At 43.0% G+C, this 24,743-nt stretch carries 15 protein-coding genes; 13 read left to right on the forward strand and 2 right to left on the reverse strand.

The genetic code is table 11. The annotated features are described in order from the left end of the window. Nucleotides 1–3: 3 nt before the first annotated feature. The 13 genes from BDD43_RS18945 (at nt 4) to bglX (ending at nt 21,787) form a co-directional block, all read left to right on the forward strand. Nucleotides 4–732, forward strand: coding sequence for an esterase family protein (locus tag BDD43_RS18945; RefSeq protein WP_162847117.1), 729 nt, complete (start codon nt 4–6; stop codon nt 730–732). A gap of 146 nt (nt 733–878) precedes the next feature. Further along, entirely contained in the window at nt 879–1,070 is a 192-nt protein-coding gene (locus BDD43_RS18950; RefSeq protein ID WP_121199146.1) for a hypothetical protein, read from the forward strand. A 49-nt stretch (nt 1,071–1,119) separates the two neighbouring features. Beyond that, a complete protein-coding gene (locus BDD43_RS18955; RefSeq protein WP_121199147.1) occupies nt 1,120–1,386 on the forward strand; it encodes a hypothetical protein in 267 nt (88 codons plus the stop codon). After that, complete coding sequence (locus BDD43_RS18960; protein WP_317128804.1) at nt 1,383–2,171, forward strand: M90 family metallopeptidase; 789 nt, start codon at nt 1,383–1,385, stop codon at nt 2,169–2,171. The genes BDD43_RS18955 and BDD43_RS18960 overlap by 4 nt, the downstream gene beginning before the upstream one ends. A gap of 76 nt (nt 2,172–2,247) precedes the next feature. Then, on the forward strand, nt 2,248–5,628 hold the full coding sequence (locus BDD43_RS18965) for a DEAD/DEAH box helicase (RefSeq protein ID WP_121199148.1): 3,381 nt from the start codon (nt 2,248–2,250) through the stop codon (nt 5,626–5,628). Between the two features lie 86 nt (nt 5,629–5,714). After that, nucleotides 5,715–6,014 (forward strand): ArsR/SmtB family transcription factor, encoded by a 300-nt coding sequence (locus tag BDD43_RS18970; RefSeq protein ID WP_121199149.1) that lies wholly within the window; start codon nt 5,715–5,717, stop codon nt 6,012–6,014. 24 nt (nt 6,015–6,038) lie between these two features. Next, on the forward strand, nt 6,039–7,142 hold the full coding sequence (locus BDD43_RS18975) for an NADH:flavin oxidoreductase (RefSeq protein WP_121199150.1): 1,104 nt from the start codon (nt 6,039–6,041) through the stop codon (nt 7,140–7,142). 56 nt (nt 7,143–7,198) lie between these two features. Further along, on the forward strand, nt 7,199–8,209 hold the full coding sequence (locus BDD43_RS18980; RefSeq protein WP_121199151.1) for an LLM class flavin-dependent oxidoreductase: 1,011 nt from the start codon (nt 7,199–7,201) through the stop codon (nt 8,207–8,209). Between the two features lie 500 nt (nt 8,210–8,709). Further along, complete coding sequence (locus tag BDD43_RS18985; protein ID WP_121199152.1) at nt 8,710–12,807, forward strand: hybrid sensor histidine kinase/response regulator transcription factor; 4,098 nt, start codon at nt 8,710–8,712, stop codon at nt 12,805–12,807. A 322-nt stretch (nt 12,808–13,129) separates the two neighbouring features. After that, nucleotides 13,130–16,315: a SusC/RagA family TonB-linked outer membrane protein gene (locus tag BDD43_RS18990; RefSeq protein ID WP_121199153.1), complete on the forward strand. Its 3,186-nt coding sequence runs from the start codon at nt 13,130–13,132 to the stop codon at nt 16,313–16,315. Nucleotides 16,316–16,333: 18 nt separating this feature from the next. Further along, nucleotides 16,334–18,064: a RagB/SusD family nutrient uptake outer membrane protein gene (locus BDD43_RS18995; protein WP_121199154.1), complete on the forward strand. Its 1,731-nt coding sequence runs from the start codon at nt 16,334–16,336 to the stop codon at nt 18,062–18,064. A 21-nt stretch (nt 18,065–18,085) separates the two neighbouring features. Further along, nucleotides 18,086–19,519, forward strand: a complete 1,434-nt coding sequence (locus tag BDD43_RS19000) for an agarase (RefSeq protein WP_121199155.1) — start codon at nt 18,086–18,088, stop codon at nt 19,517–19,519. Nucleotides 19,520–19,549: 30 nt separating this feature from the next. Then, nucleotides 19,550–21,787, forward strand: coding sequence for a beta-glucosidase BglX (gene bglX, locus BDD43_RS19005; RefSeq protein ID WP_121199156.1), 2,238 nt, complete (start codon nt 19,550–19,552; stop codon nt 21,785–21,787). 218 nt (nt 21,788–22,005) lie between these two features. Here the strand turns inward: bglX and BDD43_RS19010 are convergent, their stop codons facing one another. Continuing rightward, a complete protein-coding gene (locus BDD43_RS19010; RefSeq protein ID WP_121199157.1) occupies nt 22,006–23,145 on the reverse strand; it encodes a redoxin domain-containing protein in 1,140 nt (379 codons plus the stop codon). 38 nt (nt 23,146–23,183) lie between these two features. Further along, nucleotides 23,184–24,740, reverse strand: coding sequence for a S41 family peptidase (locus BDD43_RS19015; RefSeq protein ID WP_162847118.1), 1,557 nt, complete (start codon nt 24,738–24,740; stop codon nt 23,184–23,186). Nucleotides 24,741–24,743 lie beyond the last annotated feature (3 nt).

A 24,743-nucleotide genomic window follows, 5' to 3' on the forward strand; every position in this document is an offset into this window, starting at 1 on the left:
CCAATGAATAGAGAATATCATAAATGGTATAGTAACGGGCTGAAAAAGGATATGGAGCTGTTGGTTTTTGGCCACGGGGGCCGGGCTATACTGTTTTTTCCAACCCGTATGGCACGTTTTTTCGACTACGAAAACTGGGGTATTATTGAGGCTTTGCACCAACGGATAGAGAACGGCGAGTTGCAATTATTTTGCGTTGACAGTGTTGATAGCGAAAGCTTTTATAACAAAAATACAACTCCGGCCAATCGCATAAACAGGCATCTGGAATACGAGCAATATATTTTAAACGAAGTTATCCCATTCATGCGCTCCAAAAACAGCGATGGATATTTAGAAGTTGCCGGCTGTAGTATGGGTGCTTACCACGCGGCCAATTTAGCTTTAAAACACCCGCAGCTTTTTAAGCGGGTAGTTTGCTTAAGCGGGCGATATGATCTTACACAAAACATTCAGGATTTTAGCGATCTTTTTGATGCCTACCATAACGAGGATATTTACTTTAATATGCCCCAGCAATTTTTAGCCAACATAACCGATAGTGTCCAGTTAAACACCCTCCGCAAAATGGAGATTATTTTGGCTATCGGCGAAACCGACCCATTTATAGGCAGTAACCAGTATCTAAACCAATTATTAATATCCAAAAACATACCAGCCCAATTTTACGTGTGGAACGGTTTTGCGCACCGGCCCAAGTATTGGCGGCAAATGGTTAACTTGTATTTATAGTAACATTTAGCACTGATAGATGAGATTTTTAGCCCGCAGAGTTAGTCGCATTTAATAAATTCACATACTAAGCTTCCAGTTTTTTGATTGGTAGTTAACCAAACCTTAAACGCTATTTTGCGTTAACAACATAAATACACTCCGCTATGATTACTAACGAAAAGTTAATGGTTGACCCTGACGAAGATTACGTTACCGAGGAAGAGGACTTTGACCAGGAAGAAGAGGACGACCTGCACGAAATAAGGGTAGGTGATGATGTTAACGAGCCCGATCCGGAAGATGATGAACTTTTTGACGATCCGCTTTTTGACCCCGAAGACGACGATGAGGATTAACCATAATTTAATGCAATAGCCCCCCTGGGGCCGAAAAAAACATCTGATTATGATTGAAGACGACATGTTTATGTTGCCCGTTGAGTATATGGGCGATGAATTTGAATTTGAAGCACGCCTGCTTTTTGCTGGTTACACTCATCGTTTTGAGGTTTTTGTTGATGAAATGCCGGTTTTGTTTGAACCCGACGAAGAGTTAAACTATCGTGCCACTGTTAGCGCCGGCGATGTTGATAAAAAAAATAGCTGGCTAACTTATGGCTTGCTGCAAGCTATAGCTCAACAATTAAGCGCCTTAACCGCAAACCGTATATGATGTTGCCGGCACTTATTGTTTTTTTGTTGGTTGCGGCCTATTTCTTTTTCAGGAAAAAGGCAAGTACTGCTAAACACGCCACCGCTTCGCTTGTTAATTACCCGGAGATATTACAAACCCATATCAGCTATTATCAAAAACTAAATACTGCCGAACAGAGCCGCTTTTTGCTTAAAATAAACGGGTTTTTGAATAATACCCGTATTGAAGGCGTTGGAACCGAAGTAACGGATGTTGACCGTGTAATGATAGCAGCAAGCGCAGTGATACCTGTTTTTGGTTTCCCCGAGTGGCGTTACAGCAACCTCACCAATGTAATATTATATCCTGATACTTTTGATGGCGATTTTCAGTTTGAGGGTGGTAACCGTAATATTTTGGGCATGGTGGGTTCGGGCTACATGAACGGGCAGATGCTGCTATCAAGGGCTGCACTGGTTAAGGGTTTTTCTGAAAATAGCGGAAAAGAAAATACCGCAATACATGAGTTTGTGCATTTGATTGATAAATCTGACGGGGCTACCGATGGCGTTCCCGAAAATATTTTAGCGCACCAATACGCCGAACCCTGGCTTAAAATGATACACCAGGAAATGCGGAGGATAGAAGAAGGCAAATCGGACATTGACCCTTATGCTTTGACCAATGAGGCCGAGTTTTTGGCCGTCGTGTCGGAATACTTTTTTACCAAACCCGACCAGTTTCAACACAAGCATCCCGAGTTATACAAATCCCTCATGCGCATTTTTGGGCAAAACCCTGCCGATGTGCCTCAAATCTTTTAAGATAATACAATCGGATTCAATTAAATATTCCTTTTTTAAAAAAAAATAGCGTTTTTTTGAGTAAGTGGCGCAATTGATGAAACTAAGCAATGAAAACGGACTGATTTGGGATGATTTTAGTTTTGAAGGTCTTAACGCACATATTATTGCCCAGCAAACACAGGGCGGTGTGTCTTTCGATAAGCAATCCGTACAGTCAATAATTGCCGAAAGCTTGCAGCTTAACCAGGGCGTTTTTACCGGTCAATATCAAACCGTAGCCTTCCCGCTGGTAGATGTAAATTTAAACGGAGATAATTTACATGTTTATTGCACCTGCACCCATGCCCCAGGTAAGCTTTGCGAACACGAGGGGTACGTATTAAGTGCTATTTTACAACGTGACGAGTTTCGAATATTTTTTGACCATGCGCTGCGCCTCGAAAAATTAAAAAAGTTTGCTGCAGACTATGGGATGGATAAGGAACCCAATCTGGACGAACATTTTGCAGTTGATTATGCCAACAAAAGAGTAAGTTTTAGTGCGCGGCATACAGGTTTAATACCCATAACTACCCATAGCCTGGGCCTAATGAAAGCCAGCGTATTAACAACCGTAACTGCGCAGAAAAATATTACCGATACTGATGAGCAACGCCTTTGCGTACTGCTTAGGCAGCATAAATATTATGGCTATCTTATAGTTGAATTGTTCCGCGCTAAAACTACTAAAGACGGTAAAATTAAAAATCCTCTTACCTCCGTGGCCCCGCTTGATATGCTGTGGGAAACCGACGATCCGCAGGCTGTTAAATTTTTTACAGGTATTCACAAATTTCAAAGTCACAGTCAAACTCAAAAAAACGAATCGGATTTGCCTGCGTTGAGGGCAATTATCAACAACCCACTCAATTACAATTTTTACCGGCACGATGGCAGCGTTTCAGAAAACGTAACCGCTGCATCCGTATTTCCCGTTAAGGTGAGCATTGCTCAAAACCAACTGAGTTTAAAAGTAGATACCAAAGCACAATTTTACGAACTATCGGGCCAGATAAAAATAAACAACACCGTTTATAAATTGAACGAGTTGCAGGTGATGTTTACCTATTTTCTAGCTATCAACAACACGCTTTATCTGGTTGATAATAAGCAGCTATTAGGGGTAATAGCGTTACTAAAAAACAAGCCCGATAACCTGTTGGTACACACATCAAAATACCCGGAATTTAAAAAGCAATTGCTTACCAACCTGGAAGACCACGTAGGTATTGAGTACAAGCACATTAAACCTGCTACCGCAAAACAATTGGAGCAGCAAGGCTTTAAAGAGGATATTGAAAGGTTAATTTACCTTTCGGATTTTGGGCAGCACGTGATGCTGATACCGGTTATAAGATATGGCGAAGTAGAGATCCCGATAAGGAGCAGGCGGCAAATATTTAGCGCCGATATTAAAGGCACCGAATTTAAGGTGCAAAGGAGCGAGGATGAAGAAATAGCCTTTACATCGTTATTGGTGAGGCAGCATCCTTACTTTGATGAACAATTGGAAAACGATTTACATTATTTTTACCTGCACAAAAAACGATTTTTGCAGGAAGATTGGTTTTTAAACACTTTTGAACATTGGCAGCAGGCCGGTGTTACTATTTTAGGTTTTAACGAGTTAGAGGGCAATAAACTTAACCCCAATAAAGTAAAAATTACCATACAGGTTTTAAGCGGCATAAACTGGTTTAATACCATAGTTAAAGCGCGTTTTGGTAAAAAAAAGGCAGCTTTACAGCATATACAAAGGGCCATAAAAAACAAAAGCAAATATGTGCAACTGGACGATGGCACAATGGGCATATTGCCCGAAGAGTGGATAGCCAAGTTTACCAACTATTTTAACAGCGGCGAGATAGCCGACGATGAAACTATCCGCACACCCAAAATTAATTTTGCGGCCATTGACTTATGGTATGAGCAGCAATTACTGGATGAAGGCGTTAAAAAAGAAATTAGCTTTTACCGCGATAGGCTCGCTAATTTTGATTCCATCAAAGCCGTTGATACCCCAGCCGGGCTAAACGGAACCTTGCGCAACTATCAAAAACAAGGGCTAAACTGGCTTAATTTTTTAGACGATTTTAACTTTGGCGGCTGCCTGGCCGATGATATGGGCCTTGGCAAAACCATTCAAATTATCGCTTTTATATTGTTACAAAGGGCCAAGGCACCGCACAATGTTAATTTACTGGTGGTACCTACATCGCTCATTTTTAACTGGCAGGCCGAGGTTGCCAAATTTGCACCATCTATCAGGATACATACCATTTATGGTGCCGATCGTATTAAAAACACGGAGCAATTTGAGCAGTACGAAATAATACTTACCTCGTATGGAACCTTACTGGCGGATATTAATTTTTTGAAAGATTACCAGTTTAACTACGTTTTTTTGGATGAATCGCAACTGATAAAAAATCCCGAATCGCAAAGGTATAAAACGGTTAGGCTGCTAAAATCTCGCAATAAAATTGTGATTACCGGTACCCCGATGGAAAACAATTCGTACGATTTATATGGTCAGCTATCTTTTGCCTGTCCCGGTTTGTTGGGCAGCAAGCAATATTTTAAAGATATTTATTTAAACCCGATAGATCAGTTTAAAAACAGCAAGCGGTTGCTGGAACTGCAGGCCAAAATAAAACCATTTGTACTGCGCCGTACCAAGCAGGAAGTTGCCAAAGAACTGCCCGATAAAACAGAAATGGTTTTATACTGCGAAATGGGAGCGGAGCAGCGACGCATTTACGATGCCTACGAAAAGGAATTTAGGGAATTTATATCGGCAACTACTAACGACGAAATACGCAAAAGCCCGATGAATGTGCTTAAAGGACTAACGCGGCTAAGGCAAATATGCGATTCGCCAATTTTACTGGGAGATGATAAGGTATCTGATGACGGATCGGCAAAAATTGACATGCTTATTGAAGAGATAACCGGCAAAATGGGCCAGCATAAAATACTGGTATTCTCGCAGTTTGTAACCATGTTAAACCTTATCCGGAAAGAGCTCACAAAAAGGAATATCCGTTTTTCGTACCTAACAGGCAGCACCGGTAACAGGCAATCGGTAGTTAAGGGGTTTCAGGAAGATAACGAGATCCGCGTATTTTTAATTAGCCTCAAAGCCGGCGGAACCGGCTTAAATTTAACCGAAGCCGACTACGTGTACTTGGTTGACCCCTGGTGGAACCCCGCTGTAGAAAACCAGGCTATTGACCGCTCGCACCGGATAGGCCAAAACAAAAACATTGTAGCTGTACGCATGATATGTACCAATACCGTAGAAGAAAAAATACTGCTGGTACAACAAACCAAACGCGAATTAACCGAAGGCTTAATACAGGCAAACAACTCATTTATAGGGTCGTTAACCAAAACCGACCTGCTTAATTTACTTTCAAAGTCAATCCCTTCTTAATTGGTTTTTAAACCTCCGTTATCAGTAAAATGTCATCTCTTTTTTATTTATTGGTATATCGGGAATAACCGATATATCTTTGTGCTATGGATCAGGTAGAAGTATTCAAAGCTCTTTCTAACAAAACCCGGTTGCAAATATTAAACTGGTTAAAACACCCCGAGTTGAGTTTTCCGGAGCAAGCCGTACATGGGTACGATATTGGCGTATGCGTAGGGCAAATTCAGCAGAAGGCTGGTTTAACGCAGTCCACCGTTTCAGAGTATTTGTCGGTTTTACAGCGCGCAGGCCTGGTAAAGTCAACCCGCAAGGGGCAGTGGACTTATTATATGCGTAATGAAGAAACCTTTGCTGCTTTAAGCCAGTTAATCCATTCACAAATTTAAATTACATTACTTATTTTAAACATCATGAGCACAAATAGCTTATTTCAACCCTTTCAATTAAAATCGTTAAATATTAAAAACCGAATTGTAATGGCCCCCATGACGCGTTCTTTCTCGCCAAACGGAGTGCCCACAGCCGATGTTGCCGCCTATTACCGCAAACGCGCCGAAGGTGAGGTAGGTTTAATATTGTCGGAAGGAACGGTTATCGAACGGGTTTCATCATCTAACGATGCCAATATTCCGCATTTTTATGGTAAAGAAGCTTTAGCAGGCTGGCAAAATGTAATTGATGGCGTACATGCCGAAGGTGGTAGCATGGGGCCGCAAATATGGCACATGGGTATTATGGATAATCACCAATCGGGATGGCTGCCTGCCCAACCGTTTGAAGGTCCGTCGGGCCTAAACAGGCCAGGCTTTAACAACGGTAAAAGCATGACCGAGCAGGATATTGCAGATACCATTGCCGCATTTGGCCGCGCCGCCGCAGATGCTAAAAGCCTGGGTTTTGATTGTGTGGAAATACATGGGGCACACGGTTACCTTATAGATCAGTTTTTTTGGGACGCAACCAACCAACGCGATGATATTTATGGTGGCAAAACCTTGCCCGAGCGTAGCCGGTTTGCGATAGAAGTTATTAAGGAAGTGCGTAAACAGGTAGGCGAAGATTTTGCTATCATTATCCGTTTATCGCAATTTAAACCCGCGGCTTACACAAATCAACTGGCTAAAACACCGTCGGAGATGGAGGCATGGTTAAACCCTTTGGCAGATGCCGGAGTAGATATTTTTCATTGTTCGCAACGCCGTTTCTGGGAGCCCGAGTTTGCCGGATCTGACCTTAACTTTGCCGGCTGGGCAAAAAAACTAAGCGGAAAAGCAACAATCACGGTAGGTTCTGTGGGCCTTAGCGGCGATTTTTTTGGAGCCTTTGCCGGCGAAAGTTCTGAGCCAAGTTCGTTAGAAGAATTAATGCGCCGCTTAGATCGTGGAGATTTTGACCTGGTTGCCGTAGGTAGGCCCTTGCTTGCCGACCCGCATTGGGCGCAAAAAATACGCGACGGTAAAAACAGCGAATTAAAAGGCTTCACCAAAGCCGCACTTGGCGAATTGGTATTATAATAAAAGTAAAGGGATCAATATTTAATGTTGATCCCTTCACTAATTGAACTATAAAAATGAGTTTGAAACAGTTAACAGATATAAAATATTCGGTGCTCGATCTGGCTACAGTTGTAGAAGGGCAAACGCCGGCAGATACATTTAAACACAGCCTGGATTTGGCCCAACAGGCCGAAAAGCTGGGTTACACCCGCTATTGGTTTGCCGAACATCATAACATGATGGGGGTGGCAAGTTCGGCACCAGCTGTTCTTATAGGGTATATTGCAGGGGGTACTAAAAGCATCAGGGTAGGTTCGGGCGGTATTATGCTGCCCAACCACGCGCCGCTTATTGTGGCCGAACAATTTGGCACCCTGGCCTCTTTATATCCCGATAGGATAGACCTTGGCCTGGGCCGCGCACCCGGAACCGACCAGGTTACCGCTATGGCCATCCGTGGCGAAAACATGAACGCCGCACACAACTTCCCCAAAGATGTTGAACGCCTGCAAACACTATTTGCCGCCGATAATTATGATGGCAGGGTAAGGGCAAATCCTGGCGAGGGGCTTGATATTCCCATCTGGATATTAGGTTCAAGTACTGATAGCGCGCGTTTGGCTGCTGCAAAAGGGTTACCTTATGCTTTTGCAAGCCACTTTGCACCAGCTTATTTTTTGGAAGCTATTAAACTGTATCGCGAAAACTTTAGGCCGTCGGCTGTATTAAAGCAGCCCTATGTTATGGCTTGTGTAAATGTGGTAGCTGCCGATACCGACCAGCGGGCAGAATACCTTGCTACCTCGGTAAAGCAGTTTTTTATGGGTGTTATAACAGGCAAACGCCGCCTGTTGCAACCTCCTGTTGAAAGTATGGACGATATTTGGACCATTTACGAGCGCGACGCCGTAGAGCAAATGTTAGGCTACTCGTTTATAGGCAGTGTACAATCTATAAAAAGCCAGATGCGTGATTTTGTAAATAAAACACAAGTTGACGAGGTAATGGCTACTTCTCACGTTTTCGACCATAGCGAAAAAATGCACTCCTATAAGCTTTTTGCCGAAGTGATGAAACAAGTATAAAGTTTAAGCATTTAGTTTAATTTTTAGAGGTTGGGCTAAAAGTTGTTTTATTAAAATTTGGTTAGGCGTAATTATTTTTAAATAAATATTTATCCAACAAGTTTAGTATTAGGCCAACTATATAAACCTGACGATTTTAAAACGCCTGCAAATACAATTGATTTGCGGGCGTTGTTGTAACTTGTTGGCATGAAGTATATTGCATATACAAGTGTACGGAACGTGCTTTTAAATAACGATGCATTTTGCTTGTTTAAGGCTTAACAACAAGGAAATATTTTTTTAACATAATAATAAACTAATTGCCCAAATAGCAGTTGTTTTTGATAGTGAAACTTGGCAAAGTTACGAGTGTATTAAACGGAACGTTCCTGTTTAAGCGTTAACCCAGTTGGTGTTGCAAAGGTTGGATCCGAATAAAATAGTCGTTGTTATTTGTTGAAAATCGTTATTATTGATGTGGCTTTCTCCGTTTTTGCCAATACACCTAGAGTTGAATAATGGTTTTTATAAAACATGCGTTGGTATCTGCATTTTTATTTTTGTTGGCAATTGTGCCGATTGGCCATTTGTGTGCGCAAGATTCGAGTATCCGTTTCAGGCATATTACCTACAGAGATGGTTTGTTTCAAAACCCGATAGCAACAATTCTTCAGGATAAAAGCGGCTACATTTGGATAGGTAGCTGGAATGGCCTTTCGCGATACGACGGCACCAACTTCAAAATTTTTCGTCCGAACGATTCAAGCGCAACCAATATCAGCCACAGCCGTATCAACAGGTTATATCAGGACCAGCAGAACAGGCTATGGATAGGAACCGGCGGCGGATTAAACCTATTTGATAAACAAACTGAAACATTTAAGCATGTAGGGTTATCGAACTCCAAAGGCGGGGGTAATTTTATTACTGCAATACAGCAGGATAAAATGGGCAAAATATGGGTTGCAACATTTAGAGGTTTAAAATATGTTACCCCAAACCTGGAAGACCTGCATGCCGTAGACAAATGGAAAAAGCAAGATGCCGAATTATATGAGGGTGTTATTTTTTCGTTAGCCGAAGATGTTAGCCATACCATTTGGGTGGGTATAAAATCGGGGCTTAAAAGATTTGATCCTAAAACTGGTAATTCGGTTGCGTTGCCCACAATTTTGGCAAATAATAAAGAGCTCTTATCGGCTAAAGCCATTGTTATTAAGTCGGATAAAGATGGATCGCTTTGGTTTGGGACGGAAAATAACGGCGTTTTTAGGTACGATGCCCGGGCCAATACCTGTACCCATTACATTAACAAACCAAACGACCCCAAAAGCCTGCCATCCAACTGGATAAATGATTTGATTATTAAACAAAACCAGGTACTTATTGCTACAAGAAACGGTTTCGCAATTTGGAATGCGGCTGGAAATAACTTTTCAAATTACCAGCATAATCCTAACAACTCCAAAACCTTGAGCGATGGATCGGTTTGGAGCCTCATGGCCGATCATAGCGGTAATGTTTGGCTCGGTACCTATGCCGGCGGTATCAATATTTATTATCCGGGTAATTCAAATTTCTCCAACATTGGCGAACGGGTTGGTAATACCATAGGGCTAAATAAGTTGCTGGCCGAATCGATAGTAGGAGATGAGGACGGTGGTTTATGGATTGGTTCGTTTGGCGGCGGGTTAAATTACATCAATCGGCAAAAAGGTTTGGTGGCCTATTACCCGGTATCTGATGAGATTAAAACGCTGATCAAAGACTCGGTTGATAATTTATGGGCGGGTACTTTAGATGGGCTGTTTAAATTTAACCGAAGTTCCAAAACCTTTAGATCCATCAAGCTCGAAACTTTTAATAATAAAACTGCCGCCAGGTTAATTAACGCACTTTTGCCTGTTAAAGAAGGTATTTGGGTGGGTACCAATGGCGCGGGCTTAAGCTTGATTAACTACGAGGGTAAAAAATTATTGCAATTAAGAGCCGATAGCAAGGGCAATGCAAGCATTGCCGATAACTACATTAACTGCCTGGTAAACGATGAGGACTTTTTATGGATTGGTACCCAAAATGGATTGAACCGCTACAACAAACTTTCGGGTGAGTTTAAACTGTACCGCCGTAAAAATGCGGGGTTAGGTAACAACAACGTTTTATCGCTTTATATAGATTCCCGAAAAAGGTTGTGGATTGGTACCGACGGTGGAGGATTAAATTATCTGGACAAAAAAACAGATAAGCTATATGCCATTAAACAAGCAGACGGATTGGTTGATAATTTAGTGGCCGGAATGATTTCTGACGCATCCGGGGCATTATGGGTGAGTACAAATAATGGTTTGTCGCAGCTTGTTTTTGGTGATGCAGACTTCCCATTAAAAGCAGGTCACTATCAAATTCATAATTATAACGCGGCTAACGGGTTGCAAAGCAATCAGTTTTTAGCAAACTCGGCGTACCGAACAGCCAACGGCGAACTTTTATTTGGTGGGATGAACGGCATTACCACGTTTTATCCGGATAGGATTGTGAAAAATAAATACAGGCCCGAAATTTTGTTTACCGGCTTCCAGATCAATAATAAAGAGGTGGTTTTTGGTAAGAAATCATACCTCAAATTTCCGTTGAACGAAACATCGCAACTAACGCTGCCTTACAATCAAAACAACTTTACGATAGGGTTTTCGGCACTAAATTTTATCAATCCGGAAAAAAATAGCTATGCCTATATAATGGCGGGTTTGCGTAATAACGACCAGTGGATATTAACAGGCAATCAAAAAGAGGCCAGTTTTACCAATTTGGCGCCAGGGCACTATACCTTTACCGTTAAAGCGGCTAATAACGATGGCTACTGGAACGACGAGGGCAGGGTGCTGCAAATAGATATTTTGCCGCCGTTATGGGAAACCTGGTGGGCCTACTGCGTCTATGTTTGCGTGTCGGTATATATATTTTACAAGATCATCCAATTTTTCCAGATCCGTGCGCGGTTGGAACGCGACCTGATCAACGAGCATCTTCACAACGAAAGGCAGGAAGAGTTTTACAAAATGAAGCTCGACTTTTTTACAAATATATCTCACGAGATACGTACACCGCTAACGCTTATTTTGGGTCCGGTTGAAAATTTGTACAATATTACCCTGGATAATAGTGGCATCAACAGGCAGGTTTTGCAAATTAAAAGCAATGCCGAGCGATTGCTTAGACTAGTTGGTGAACTGTTAGATTTTAGAAAAGCAGAAACCGGTAATATGGTTTTATATGTAAAGCGTAACGAGGTTGTATCGTTTGTAAAAGAGATCTTTCTTTCTTTTACCGCGCTGGCCGAAAGCCGAAACATCAGCTACAGCTTTAATACAGAACATTCGGAATGCTACTTATATACCGACCATGACCAGTTGGAGAAGGTGTTTTTTAATTTACTTTCAAACGCGTTTAAATTCACGCCAAATAATGGCCGTATATCTGTAAATATTAGTGATAATGAAGCCGAATTGGTAGTTAATATAACAGACAATGGAAAGGGTATACCACTGGAACACCAACCCAAGTTATTTACCAACTATTACCAGGTGCATGATGAGCAATCCAATTCGGGAACCGGGGTTGGCCTGGCTTTATCAAAAAGCATTGTTGAATTGCACCAGGGTAATATTGCTTTTAAAAGCACTCCTCAATTATTAAACAAAGAAGGTAACACAACGTTTACGGTAAAATTACCACATAGTATTGTACCGGGTAACAATGTTCATTTAATTGAAGATACGTATAAAGTGGAAAGTGCTTACTCGTTTGAAAGACAAACGGGTATTGAGCTACCCGTAAACACGGCAAGCCACCCGGCCGGCCAAAAGGGATTAATTGTTTTGGCGGAGGATAACCCCGAACTGCGCGATTTTATTGTTGAATCGTTGCCCGGTTATCAAATCAAAGCCTTTGAAAACGGCTTAGCGGCTTTTGATTATGCTATACAGCAAATTCCGGATGTGATTATTAGCGATGTAATGATGCCTGTGATGGACGGCCTGGAGTTTTGCCGGAAATTGAAAACAGATGACCGAACCAGCCATATTCCTGTTATTTTGCTAACCGCTTTGGCTACGCATATTCACCAGGTAAACGGTTTGCAAACCGGCGCCGATATTTACCTAACCAAGCCATTCAGCGTTAAATTGCTGGAGTTAAACGTAAACAACCTGTTACTGTCGAGGCTGGTGATGCGCGAAAAATTTAGCCGGCAAATGGTACTGCATCCTCAACAGGTAATACTCAATAACCCCGATGAGATTTTTATCAATAAACTGATGAAGATTGTTGATGAAAATATGAGTGATGCCGATTTTGGTGTTGTTGCCTTAGGGGTTGAAATTGGGATGAGTAAAACCGTACTATTTAAAAAGATATGCGCACTGACTGACCTTTCGCCTGCTGACTTTATCAAGTCGATGCGGTTAAAAAAAGCAGCAGATATTTTACAGCAAAATAACATAACGGTTAGTGAAGTAACGCCGATGGTTGGATTTAACGACACTAAATACTTTAGTCGGGAGTTTAAAAAAATGTACGGTAAATCTCCTTCCGAATGGCGTTCCACTGCATCCTGATTTTGCGGCTAATACACTAACAGAATAAAGCATCATCATTGTTTTTTTTAGTTATCCCTTATTAAAAGAGCGATTTAAGTCGAAAAAAGTCATTTTTTACCCTAATTAAAGTCTTTTCGTTTACTCGTTTTCATGGGGCTTATTTACAAATTTGCCCTAACCAATTAACAACGGGTTACGCCCGTTTTTCTTTAACCATAAATAAATACTCTATGATGAAGCAGAACAACTGTCTCAAATCGACGTAGCTAACCAAGCTTTTTAGCACCTGCTCCCAGGGCCAAACCTATAAACCAATGTATAAACCATTAAAATATAAAATATGAGATTATTGTACCCGCAATTTTTAAGCAAACTAAAAATATCCTCGTATGGACGAGTTTTAAAGTTGCTGATTTTCGCTCTTTCTCTTCAAATTTCTACAGCCTACGCTCAAAGCATCACCATCAGGGGTAAAGTAAGAGATAGCAAAAACGTTCCGCTCCCGGGCGCTACAGTTAAAGTAAAAGGCACTACAACCGCCACGGTAACCAGCGTTAACGGCGATTATACCATTAAGGTACCCGATACTAAGGCTATACTGGTTTTTAGTTTCATTAGCTTCCAAACCCAGGAGCAACTGGTTGGCAGTAAATTACAGATAGATGTGCTATTAGAAGAAGCAACCAATACATTAAATGATGTGGTTGTGGTTGGTTATGGCGAGATGAAAAAGAAATTGCTGTCAACCGCAGTGAGTTCTGTAGGCGCAAAACAGATAGAAGACAGGTTGGTAGCTACCCCAGGAGAGGCATTGGCCGGTCAGATTTCGGGCGTTCAGGTATCACAGTCAATGGGTGATCCCGGTTCGGCTCCAGTTATTACCGTTCGCGGTCTGGGCTCAATTGGTGCAGGCAACAGCCCCTTATTTGTTGTCGACGGTTATCCATTAAATAGCGCAGATGATTTTAACAACATCAACCCTGCGGATATTGAAACGGTACAGGTACTGAAAGATGCCGCTGCCGCTGCAATATATGGATCGCGAGGGGGTAACGGTATCATTATCGTAACCACTAAACGGGGTAAATCCGGGTCGACAAAATTTAACCTGAGTACTAATATTGGTGTTGCTAACGTGTCAAAAAAAGTTGATGTGCTAAACAAAGACCAGTATGTTGATTATGTAAAAGACGCTTTTGCCAATTCGGCCAAAACCTTGCCGGCCATATATAACGATCCATCATCGCTTGTTAATACAGATTGGCAGAACGAGATTTTTCAACGTGGCTTAACAAGTTCTTATGCTTTATCCGCTTCGGGGGGTAATGATAAGGTTACTTTTAACACAACCGGTTCATATTTTAAGCAAACAGGCTTAATTAAGGCTACCGATTTTGACCGCTATACGTTACGCGCCAGTATGGATGCGCAGCTAACCAAAAAATTAAAATTAAGTTTTAATATAGCTCCTTCCTATGCCATTAACGATCAGACCGCTACTGGTGGCGGATTGAATAATGCGCTTATCAACGGCATCGGCGTAAACCCATCCGGCGTGGGTGGTACGGTTATCAGTGCGCTTCTGCAACCGCCCATATTACCCGTGCGCCAGCCCAACGGCGATTACTCTAATGCTACGGTAGTTTTATCGGGTGGAGGACAAACCTTTAGCGGAAACCCTTATAACCCCGTTGCCGTACTTGACCTGTATAAAGACAGAACAACTACCAGCCGGGTATTATCAAATACGGCGTTGGAATACGACATTATTAAAGGATTAAAATTTAGAACCAATTTTGGTTTTGAAGGGATATTTAACAACCGCAGTTGGTTTGTACCGTCAACGCTACAGTCAGACAATGGCCCAACTGCAAACATCAACAACCCCTTATTAACCAATATAAGGGCTCGTACCACACAAGGTACTAACTATAACTATGTTTCGGAAAATACCCTGAATTACAATACTAAAATAGGCAGAAATCATAGCCTTTCGTTACTGGCCGGTTATTCGTTCCAAAAAAACACGTATACCGAAACCAGCCAGGCCGGGCAAAACGGCACTGTTACCAATTCAATTATCGAGAATCCAAATGATGCAGGGGTTATCTTAGGCACCTATTCGCGAAGCGACAATGCCCTCATCTCCGGCTTCGGACGTGCAAATTATAGTTATAAAGATAAATATCTGTTATCAGCTTCGATACGCACAGATGGATCATCCCGGTTTGGATTAAATAAGCAATATGCTACTTTTCCGGCATTCTCTGCCGCATGGCGCGTTGCCGAAGAGGGTTTTATGAAAAACATTACAGCAATCAGCGAGCTTAAAGTGCGCGGCAGCTATGGCGTTAGCGGTAACAATAACATTGGGAATTACAGCTCGCAAAGTTATGCTACGCAGGTTAATTATGTTTTTGGCGCCGGTAATGCCTCGCCGGTGTTTGGCTTTTCGCCAAGCACACTGGCCAATGCCGACCTAACCTGGGAAACCAACAAGCAAACTGATATTGGTTTGGAAATAGGTTTATTAGGCGACCGCATTTACTTTACGGCCGATGCCTATCACAGGTTAACCACTAATTTGCTTTTAAGCCGTGGTGTACCTGGAATTTATGGCTACGCTAATACCATATTCACCAACGTTGGCTCGGTTGAAAACAATGGCTTGGAGTTTTCGATTAAAACGGCCAATTTAACCGGTAAGCTGAAATGGACTACGGACGCTAATATATCTTTTAACCAAAACAAGGTTATCAGCCTTACAGATGATGGTAATTTTGTAGGCTATGATGCGGCCTTCGGTTACACCAATTCTATCCGTGTTGTACCTGGGGAGGCCATGAGCAGTTTTTATGGTTACAGGCAGATAGGTGTTTACCGCGATGCGGCAGATGTAGCGGCCAGCCCCAAATGGGCAGCTGGCGGTTCGGTACCCGGCGATGTTAAGTATGAAGACGTTAACGGCGACGGCAAAATTGATGCCAGTGATATTGTAAATATCGGTAGCCCTTTGCCCAAGTTTAACTATGGCTTCACCAATAGGTTTGACTACAAAAATTTTAATTTAAGCTTCCTTTTCCAGGGTACTTATGGTAACAAAGTTTTAAACTCGGCAGACCGTTACACCGATTATTATAACGGATCTTTCAACGTTCGCACCAATGCCTTAAACCGCTGGCGATCAGCCACCGATCAGGGTGATGGTTTTACACCACGTGCCGCGGTTACCAATCCCTCATCAACAACAGTTGTATCTACCCGTAACATCTTTGATGGGTCTTACCTGCGCTTGCGCAATGTTACCCTGGGCTATTCTCTAGCTGGTAATGTTTTAAGAAAGTTAAGAATCAATAGTGCACGGATGTTTCTAACGGCCGAGAACTTAGCAACATTCACAAAATATTTTGGGTATAACCCCGAGGTTAACGTATGGGCCGGATCATCAGCGCCACGTTACGGTGTTGATCAGGGTACGTATCCGCTTCCACGCACCTTTTCGGTGGGTTTAAATGTTGGCTTTTAATTATATAACAAGATTATTATGAAAAAATATATAGCAATGTTGATGTTCCTTGTAGTTACCGGGACATCCTGCAAAAAGGATTTTATAGAACTGAGTGATCCAACTAAAATTTCGGTGGATGACCTGTACTCGGATGCAAATGGCCTGGGCCTTGCTGTAACGGCAGCTTACGGTGCTTTGCAGGATATTTACGGCAAGGGTACGAGTGGTACGGGTATGTATCTGTTTACCGATGTACCATCGGATAACAGCAATGCACTTGTTTCTGGCGCAGGTTTGGGCGATTTTGACCTGTTTACTGTTGCGCCCGAAAATGTTAACTTATCAACCCAATGGCAAAATCTTTACAGGTGCATAGCGCGTTGTAACGCCATCATTGGCCGCGCACCCGGCATCAGCATGAGTGCCACTTTAAGAGACCGTTACATTGCCGAAGCTAAATTTTTAAGGGCTTTATCATACTTTAACGCGGTTAGGATATGGGGCGGTATTCCGCTGGTAACTAAAGAGATCGCATCGATAGATGAATCGTTAGGTTATGGCCGCGAAACGGTTGACAACGTTTACGCGCAAATTGAAAAGGACCTGAGCGACGCCGAAACTGTTTTACCTGCAACCTATGCCGCTGCCGATTTGGGCCGGGCCACCAGCGGTGCCGCAAAAGCAATATTGGGCAAAGTATATTTAACCGAGAAAAAATTTCAGCAATGTAAAAGCAAGCTTGCCGAGTTGCTTCCAAAGGCTACTAATGCCTGGGGCTACGATTTGTTGCCGCTTTACAGCGATGTGTTTAATACGGCTAACGAGATGAACAAGGAAATTATTTTTGCGGTGCGTTACACCAAGGGCGGTTTGGGTACTGGCAGCCCGTTTTTCAATTGGTTTGTACCCAATCAAAGCGGCTCTACTATTGCTACTGTTGGCGGTGGTTCGGGTTTCAACACCATCATGCAAGATTTGTACGATGCCTTTCCCACAAACGATCTTCGTCGCGGTTATTCTATCGCCAACTATGTTACATCGGCCAACGTTACTTATTATTACACCAAAAAATATACTGATGTACCGGCCAACGCCAACGACAGCAATAATGACTGGATAGTGATACGTTACGCTGATGTGCTACTGATGTATGCCGAAGCCGATAACGAAATTAACAACGGCCCAAGCACTACAGCTATTGATGCCGTTAACCAGGTTAGGCGCCGCGGCTACGGGCATTTTGTAAATGGCGAAACATTGGGCAGCGTTACGGTTGTAAACGGTGGTGCAAGCTATACTTCGGCACCAACGGTAGCAATAAGCGGCGGTGGGGCAACCAGCAATGCCACGGCTACTGCAACTATATCGGGCGGTAAGGTAACGGCCATTAACATTGTTACAGCGGGGCAAAACTATACAAGTAACCCTACCGTAACCATTACCGGCGGTGGTGGTACCGGTGCTACAGCTACAGCCATTATCACCAAAATTACGGATAACGATGTTACTGCTGCTCAAACTGCTTCGCACGATGCGTTTAAATTAGCACTTGAAACTGAGCGTCGTTTAGAACTCAATATGGAAGGCCACCGCTGGTTTGATTTGCTGCGTACAGATCGTGCTGTGGATGTAATGAATGCGTCTTTTAATAAATATCAAACTAAAAATGGCACGGTAGTTATCCAGATATCGGCTCCGCATGCCTTATTGTTTCCAATTCCGCTCAGGGAAATACAGATTAATCCTAAACTGACTCAAAATCCATAATCAATTCAAATATTGATAAACATGTTAAAAAAGTATCTCCTGCTACCCTTATTATTCTTCGCCGTAAATAGTAACGCTCAATCTTCTGATGAATATAAACTAACGGTGAGCGCAAAAATTTCCAATCAGGGAACCGGGCAAAAGCCCGGTTTCCGCGAATGGAAAGATTATCAAACACGCACTATTGCTACATTAAAAAATTATCAGCCCTCGGAAGATGAAAATTTGGATGCCTACGGGGCAACCAAAGCCAGGCAGGTAAAAGCAACCGGTTTTTTTTACGTAACCAGGGTAGATGGGCGTTGGTGGTCGGTAGATCCGGATGGTTACTTGTTTATAGTTAAGGGTGTTAACGATATCAATATAGGCAAATCGGATAATAATCAAACGAGCTTTAAGAAACTGTACAGAAACCCATCAAACTGGAGCTTTAAAACCACGCAGATGCTCCGTGGTTTTGGTTTCAATGCTGCCGGAGCCTGGTCGGACTATGAAGAGCTAACCGATATTGGTAACAAATTAAAGCCTTTAACTTATACCGTTATGCTTGATTTTATGGGATCTTACGGGCGTACTAAAGGGGCTTATCAGCAATCAGGACATTTGGGTTATCCCGATAATGCCATATTTGTGTTTGACCCGGAGTTTGAAAAATACTGTGATCAATATGCAAAAAAAATAGCAGAATACCGGTTGGATAAAAACCTGTACGGCTATTTTTCGGATAACGAGCTGCCGTTCTATCGTAAATCGCTGGATAATTATTTGTCTAAAAAGGATGAGGGCGATCCTGGTTTAATTGCGGCCAAAACCTGGATGAACGAACATCATTATGATAAAGCGGCTATTACTGATAACATGCGTAATGAGTTTTTGGGTTTTGTGGTTGACCGGTATTTGAGCCTGGTTTCTAAGGCCATCAAAAAGTACGATCCCAATCATATGTACATCGGTTGCCGCTTTAATGGTTACGAAAAAACAGTTAAAGAGGTGATGACAGCAGCAGGTAAATACCTGGATGTGATCTCGATTAATTACTACGACCATTGGACACCTGATAACAACGACATGCGTAACTGGACTGCATGGTCGGGGAAGCCATTTATTATCACCGAATGGTATGTAAAAGGCGAAGATTCAAAAATGGGCAATTATTCTGGCGCGGGCTGGGTTGTAAAAACGCAGCAGGAGAGGGGGCTTTTTTATCAGAATTATACACTTGGTTTACTAGAATCGGGCAATTGCGTGGGATGGCACTGGTTTAAATATCAGGATAACGACCCCAGCAACAAGAATGTGGATCCATCTAACACAGACGCTAATAAAGGCATCCTAAATAACCTTTACGAAATTTACCAGCCCCTTGCTGATAAAATGACCGAGCTAAACCAGCAAACCTATCATTTAATTGATTTTTTTGATGCACGTAAAAAGCAAAACGCGGCAGGTAAATAAATTGTTATTCAATATTAAAATCAATATATCATGTATAGTCGTTATTTGATTATCTGCTGTTTTATTGTAATTATCACTTCGCAGGTTAAAGCACAAAGCCAGGATGCAGCAATTTTGCGGAAGGTAGATGTGCTGTTAAATAAAATGACCCTGGACGAAAAGGTTGGCCAGCTTAACCAATACTCGGGCAAGGTGATGACAGGGCCCGCCAATCCCAAAAAGAATGATTTGGAAACCGAGATCAAAAATGGCTGGGTTGGTTCTGTATTAAATGTAAAAGGCGCCAGGGGTACACGGGAGGTGCAGGATATGGCCATGCAGTCGCGGTTAAAAATCCCGCTGCTTTTTTCGCTGGATGTTATCCATGGCTATAAAACCACTTTCCCTATTCCGTTGGCTGAGGCGGCTTCGTGGGATCTGGACGCTATTGAGTTATCGGCCCACCTGGCCGCGCGTGAGGCCGCCGCTTCAGGCATTCACTGGACGTTTGCACCCATGGTTGATATTGCCCGCGACCCGCGATGGGGACGCATAATGGAAGGTGCCGGAGAAGACCCTTATTTGGGCAGCCGTATTGCAGAAGCCCGGGTAATAGGTTTTCAAGGTAGACACCTGGGAGGCACCGATGCCGTAATGGCTACCGCTAAGCACTTTGCAGCTTACGGAGCGGCAACTGCCGGTCGTGATTATACGGCTGTAGAAATGAGCGATCATGAACTTTGGCAAACATACCTGCCACCGTTTAAAGCCGCTGCCAACGTAGGTGTTGCAACTTTCATGAATTCGTTTAATACCTTTAACGGCATCCCGGCTACCGCTAACAGCTATTTATTGCGTAACATTTTAAAAAACAAATGGAACTACAAGGGCTTTGTGGTAAGCGATTGGAACTCGATTGGCGAGATGCTGATTTGGGGTTACGCGCGTGATAAGCAGGACGCTGCCTTTAAGGCCATTACCGCAGGGAGCGATATGGATATGGAGGGCTCAATATACCGTAAAAACCTGGTAACACTGGTTAAAGAAGGTAAAGTGAATATAGCACTAATTGACGACGCGGTTAAACGCATCTTATATAAAAAATACGAACTTGGTTTGTTTGACGATCCCTACAAATTTTGCGACGAGGCGCGTGAGCAACAGGTTTTGAACGATCCTCAAAACCGTGTAGCGGCGAGGGCCGTAGCCGAAAAATCAATAGTGCTGTTGAAAAACGAAAACCAGGTGCTGCCCCTAACAGCCAAGGTAAAAACCATTGCGCTGATAGGCCCGCTGGTAAAGGCCAAACGCGACCAGGCAGGTGCATGGAATGTTAACCAGGACACTACCGAAATTGTGAGTATGTATGATGGGGTACTTTCGGCAGTTGCTAAAAATCAGCAGTTAGTATACGCTAAGGGGGGCACCGTTCAGCGCAGCAGCGAACAGGATATTGCCGAAGCGGTATCGATTGCAGCCAAATCAGACGTGGTGATTATGGCTTTGGGCGAAACCTTTGATATGAGTGGCGAATCAAAATCACGCGCAAATATTGAACTGCCCGGTGATCAGCAAAAGCTTTTTGATGCCATAGAACAAACCGGAAAGCCCATTATTGTAATCATAATGGGTGGCCGGCCATTAATATTTAACAAAATAGCCGATAAGGCGCAAGCCATTTTATATACCTGGTGGCTGGGCAGCGAAGCCGGAAATGCTATTGCTGATGTTCTGTTTGGTAAGTATAATCCTGCGGGCAAATTACCGGTTAGCTTTCCGCGGTCAATGGGCCAAATACCGCTATTTTATAGCCAAACCAACACCGGCAGGCCATATAACAACGAAGCCAACAAGTTATACCTATCATCGTATATTGATGAGCAAAATACACCCCGTTACGAATTTGGATATGGTTTAAGTTATACCACATTTAGTTACTCCGACTTAAAAATTGATAAACCTGTTTTAAGCACCGGTGATTCCCTTAGGGTTACATTTAAAATTACCAATACGGGGAAATATGCGGGTGAAGAAGTGGCGCAACTATACCTGCGCGACGAGGTAGCTTCGGTAGTGCAACCGGTTAAATTATTGAAAGATTTTAGCAAGGTAATGTTAAAACCGGGCGAAAGTAAAACGCTTGTGTTTATTGTGAATAAAGAGAAGCTATCTTTTTACAACAAATATATGGCCTGGGTTACAGAGCCGGGTAACTTTAAACTGATGATTGGCTCTTCGTCTGATGACATACGGTTAAAAGGCAGCTTTGAATTAACGGATGGGAAATAAGCACCCTGATAAGTAATTTATTTTGAAGTTTATTTGTACAGTTTTTGCGTTTAATTGGTGTTGCATTTCGAGGATTAACTTTTAAATACCTGGTTGTTATTGGCTGGGCATCGCCGTTAACCATAAAGCAAAGCCAAACTAAAAACAAAAAAAACGAACCGATGCTTTTGCCGCATCGGTTCGTTTTTCTCTAACAATAATTATTTATTGCGGTGTTGCTATTTGTAAATTTCTTTCAGTTTTGCATTTAAGGCTTCTCCGCGCAAATATTTTGCAACAATTTTACCTTTAGGGTCAATTAAAAAGTTCATCGGTATAGCCGTTACACTGTAAAGTTTAGCTACCTGGTTATCCCAGGCTTTAAGGTCGGATACTTGTGTCCAGGTCAACCCGTCGTCTTTTATTGCTTTCAGCCATTTTTCTTTGTCGGCCGGCTTGTCTAACGATACACCCAAAATCCGGAATCCTTTATCCTTAAAATCGGCGTAGGCCTTAATGAGGTTCGGATTTTCGCGGCGGCATGGGCCGCACCACGAAGCCCAAAAATCAACAAGTACGTAATGTCCGCGGAAGTCTGAAAGCTTTACAGGCTTACCGTTTACATCGTCCTGCGTAAAGTCGGGTGCTATTACGCCTTCCTCGGTGCGAACAACTTCCAGGATACGCTTTAAAGATGCCTGGCCGAGTTCGGAGCCGCGTATCTCAGGCGATAATTTGTTAAACACTTTTTCGGTGGCTTGCGCGTCAAAGGTTTCTCCCATTGTTGAATTTAACGCTACAATAGCCATGTAAGAATCCGGATGCTCCAGCGCGTATTTTCTTTTAGCGGCTATAGTTTCGGCGGTAATTTTGGCAGCGCGCCGCTCTAACGAGTTAATGTAGGCGGTATCTGCTTTTTGCTGTGCGTTTTTAGATCTGTATTCATCGTTTAAAGCCGTAAACTGGTCGTAAATAGGCTTCAGCAGGGCACCCATCGCAGCGTTATCGTCGTTCACGGCCGATCCGTAAATTTTAGCTTTGTTGATAGAGTCGGCAGTTTCTATCCTGAGGTTTTTGTTCTCAATGTAAAAGCCGTAAACATCATATACGGGTTTGTAAATGGGGTTATCGGGCATACCATCGTGTATAATGCGGATATGAGCCTCCCTGGTTGATGGTACAATACCCTTAAACTCAAAAAAACCTTTGTTAAGCACCGTTGAATCAAGATGGCGCACGCCATTGATATGGTAGCTCAAAAACGCTTTTGCGGGTTTATCCAGCGTGCCTATTTTACCGGTAATGACGTATCCTTGCTGGGCGGCGCACCATAAAGGTAAGCCTAACATGGTCATTAAAAAGAACGTTAAATTTTTCATGTGTGTTTGTGGGTGTTTATTAATTAACTGCTGTTTAGTTACAGAGCCTTTGCGCCATCAAGATAGGTAGAGTATTGGCGGCCGTTGTTTAAAATGTTTATCGCTTCGCGGATGCTTGTATTTTCTTTGCTGATTACGCGGAGATAATACTCGTGCCCAGAAAATAACTGCGCTGCTATTTCGGCCTTAATTTCCAGGGCAAGGAGGTCAAAAATGCGATCTTTATTATGTACAGGCAATTGGATGCCTTGTTTTTCTGCCACCCTGGCAATCTCGTTTATCTTGCGTTGAGCTACTTTGTAGCCGCTATTAAAAGCATCAAAATCCGGATAGGCAGCTTTTAGCTCATCACGGTGCTCATCTACAAGCTGCCATGCAGTTTGGTTAACCGCTCCGGTTGCTGCTACTGCTTTAAGCCAGGTAGCATCCTGCAAGGTATCCAGGGGTACTAACTTATCGGGCAAAATGCCGCTGTGGTTATATATCACCCGTTTACTAACCAGGGTATGAGTTTTTAACGAATCGGGCAGGGTAATTGGTTTATCGGAGAATAATTCGCCGCTCATATAACGGTTAGTAATATCCGCGTTGTAATTAACGCCTTTATAGGGTTTTTGCACCGTTCTTCCGGCTGGTGTAAACAACCTTCCACCGGTTAGCTCCAGCACCGAGCCATCCGGAAGCGGTACTGGCCGTTGTGTTAATCCTTTCCCAAACGTTCTGCGCCCAACAATTACCGCGCGGTCCCAGTCTTGTAAGGCGCCGGCTAGCAATTCGCTGGCCGATGCCGTATTTTGGTCAACCAGCACCACCAGTTTGCCACCCCATGACGTGCCCGATGCCGATGCATAGTAATAGTCGCGGCCTTTATCACGGTCTACGGTGTAGTACACCATCTGATCTTTCTTCAGAAACTCGTCGGCTACGCCTAAAGCGGCTTCAACATATCCGCCGCCATTGCCTTGTAGGTCTAATATGAGCGATCTCATCCCCTGTTTTTTAAGGCTTTTTAAGGCATCTTCAATTTCGGGTTGCGTTGTTTGGGCAAATATCCCTATCGAAATGTAGCCAATATCGCTGTTCAGCATATAGGCTGCCCTCACCGAATGGTCTGCCACAGCACCCCGAATTAAATTAACTGTAATTTTCCTTTTTGATGCCTGGCGATAAAGCTCCAGCCTGATTGGCGAATTATTGACGCCCCGTATTTTTTTCAAAATATCCATGTTGCTAAACCTGGCCCCGGTTACTACCTCGCTATCAATTTTTAAGATGCGGTCGCCCGGCATTATCCCGCCTTTTTCGGCAGGGCCGCCAGGGATGATCTGGGTAATAAAAACACTGTCGTTCTGACTAATATATTGTATGCCGATGCCTACAAAAGAGCCGCTCATCATGGTTTTCATCTCCTGCGCCTCTTTGGCGCTAAAATATTTGGAGTGCGGGTCGAGCGAGGTAAACATCCCTTTGATGGCGGCATCAATAAGGGCCTGATCACTCAGCGAATCGACGTAATTTTTTTGAATAGCGGTAAGGGCTGTGTACAACTTATCCTTGGTGCTTATTTGGGCCGAGGTAAATTGGCACGCTGCCATAAC

The sequence above is a fragment of the Mucilaginibacter gracilis genome (assembly GCF_003633615.1).
GTDB classification, from domain to species: domain Bacteria; phylum Bacteroidota; class Bacteroidia; order Sphingobacteriales; family Sphingobacteriaceae; genus Mucilaginibacter; species Mucilaginibacter gracilis.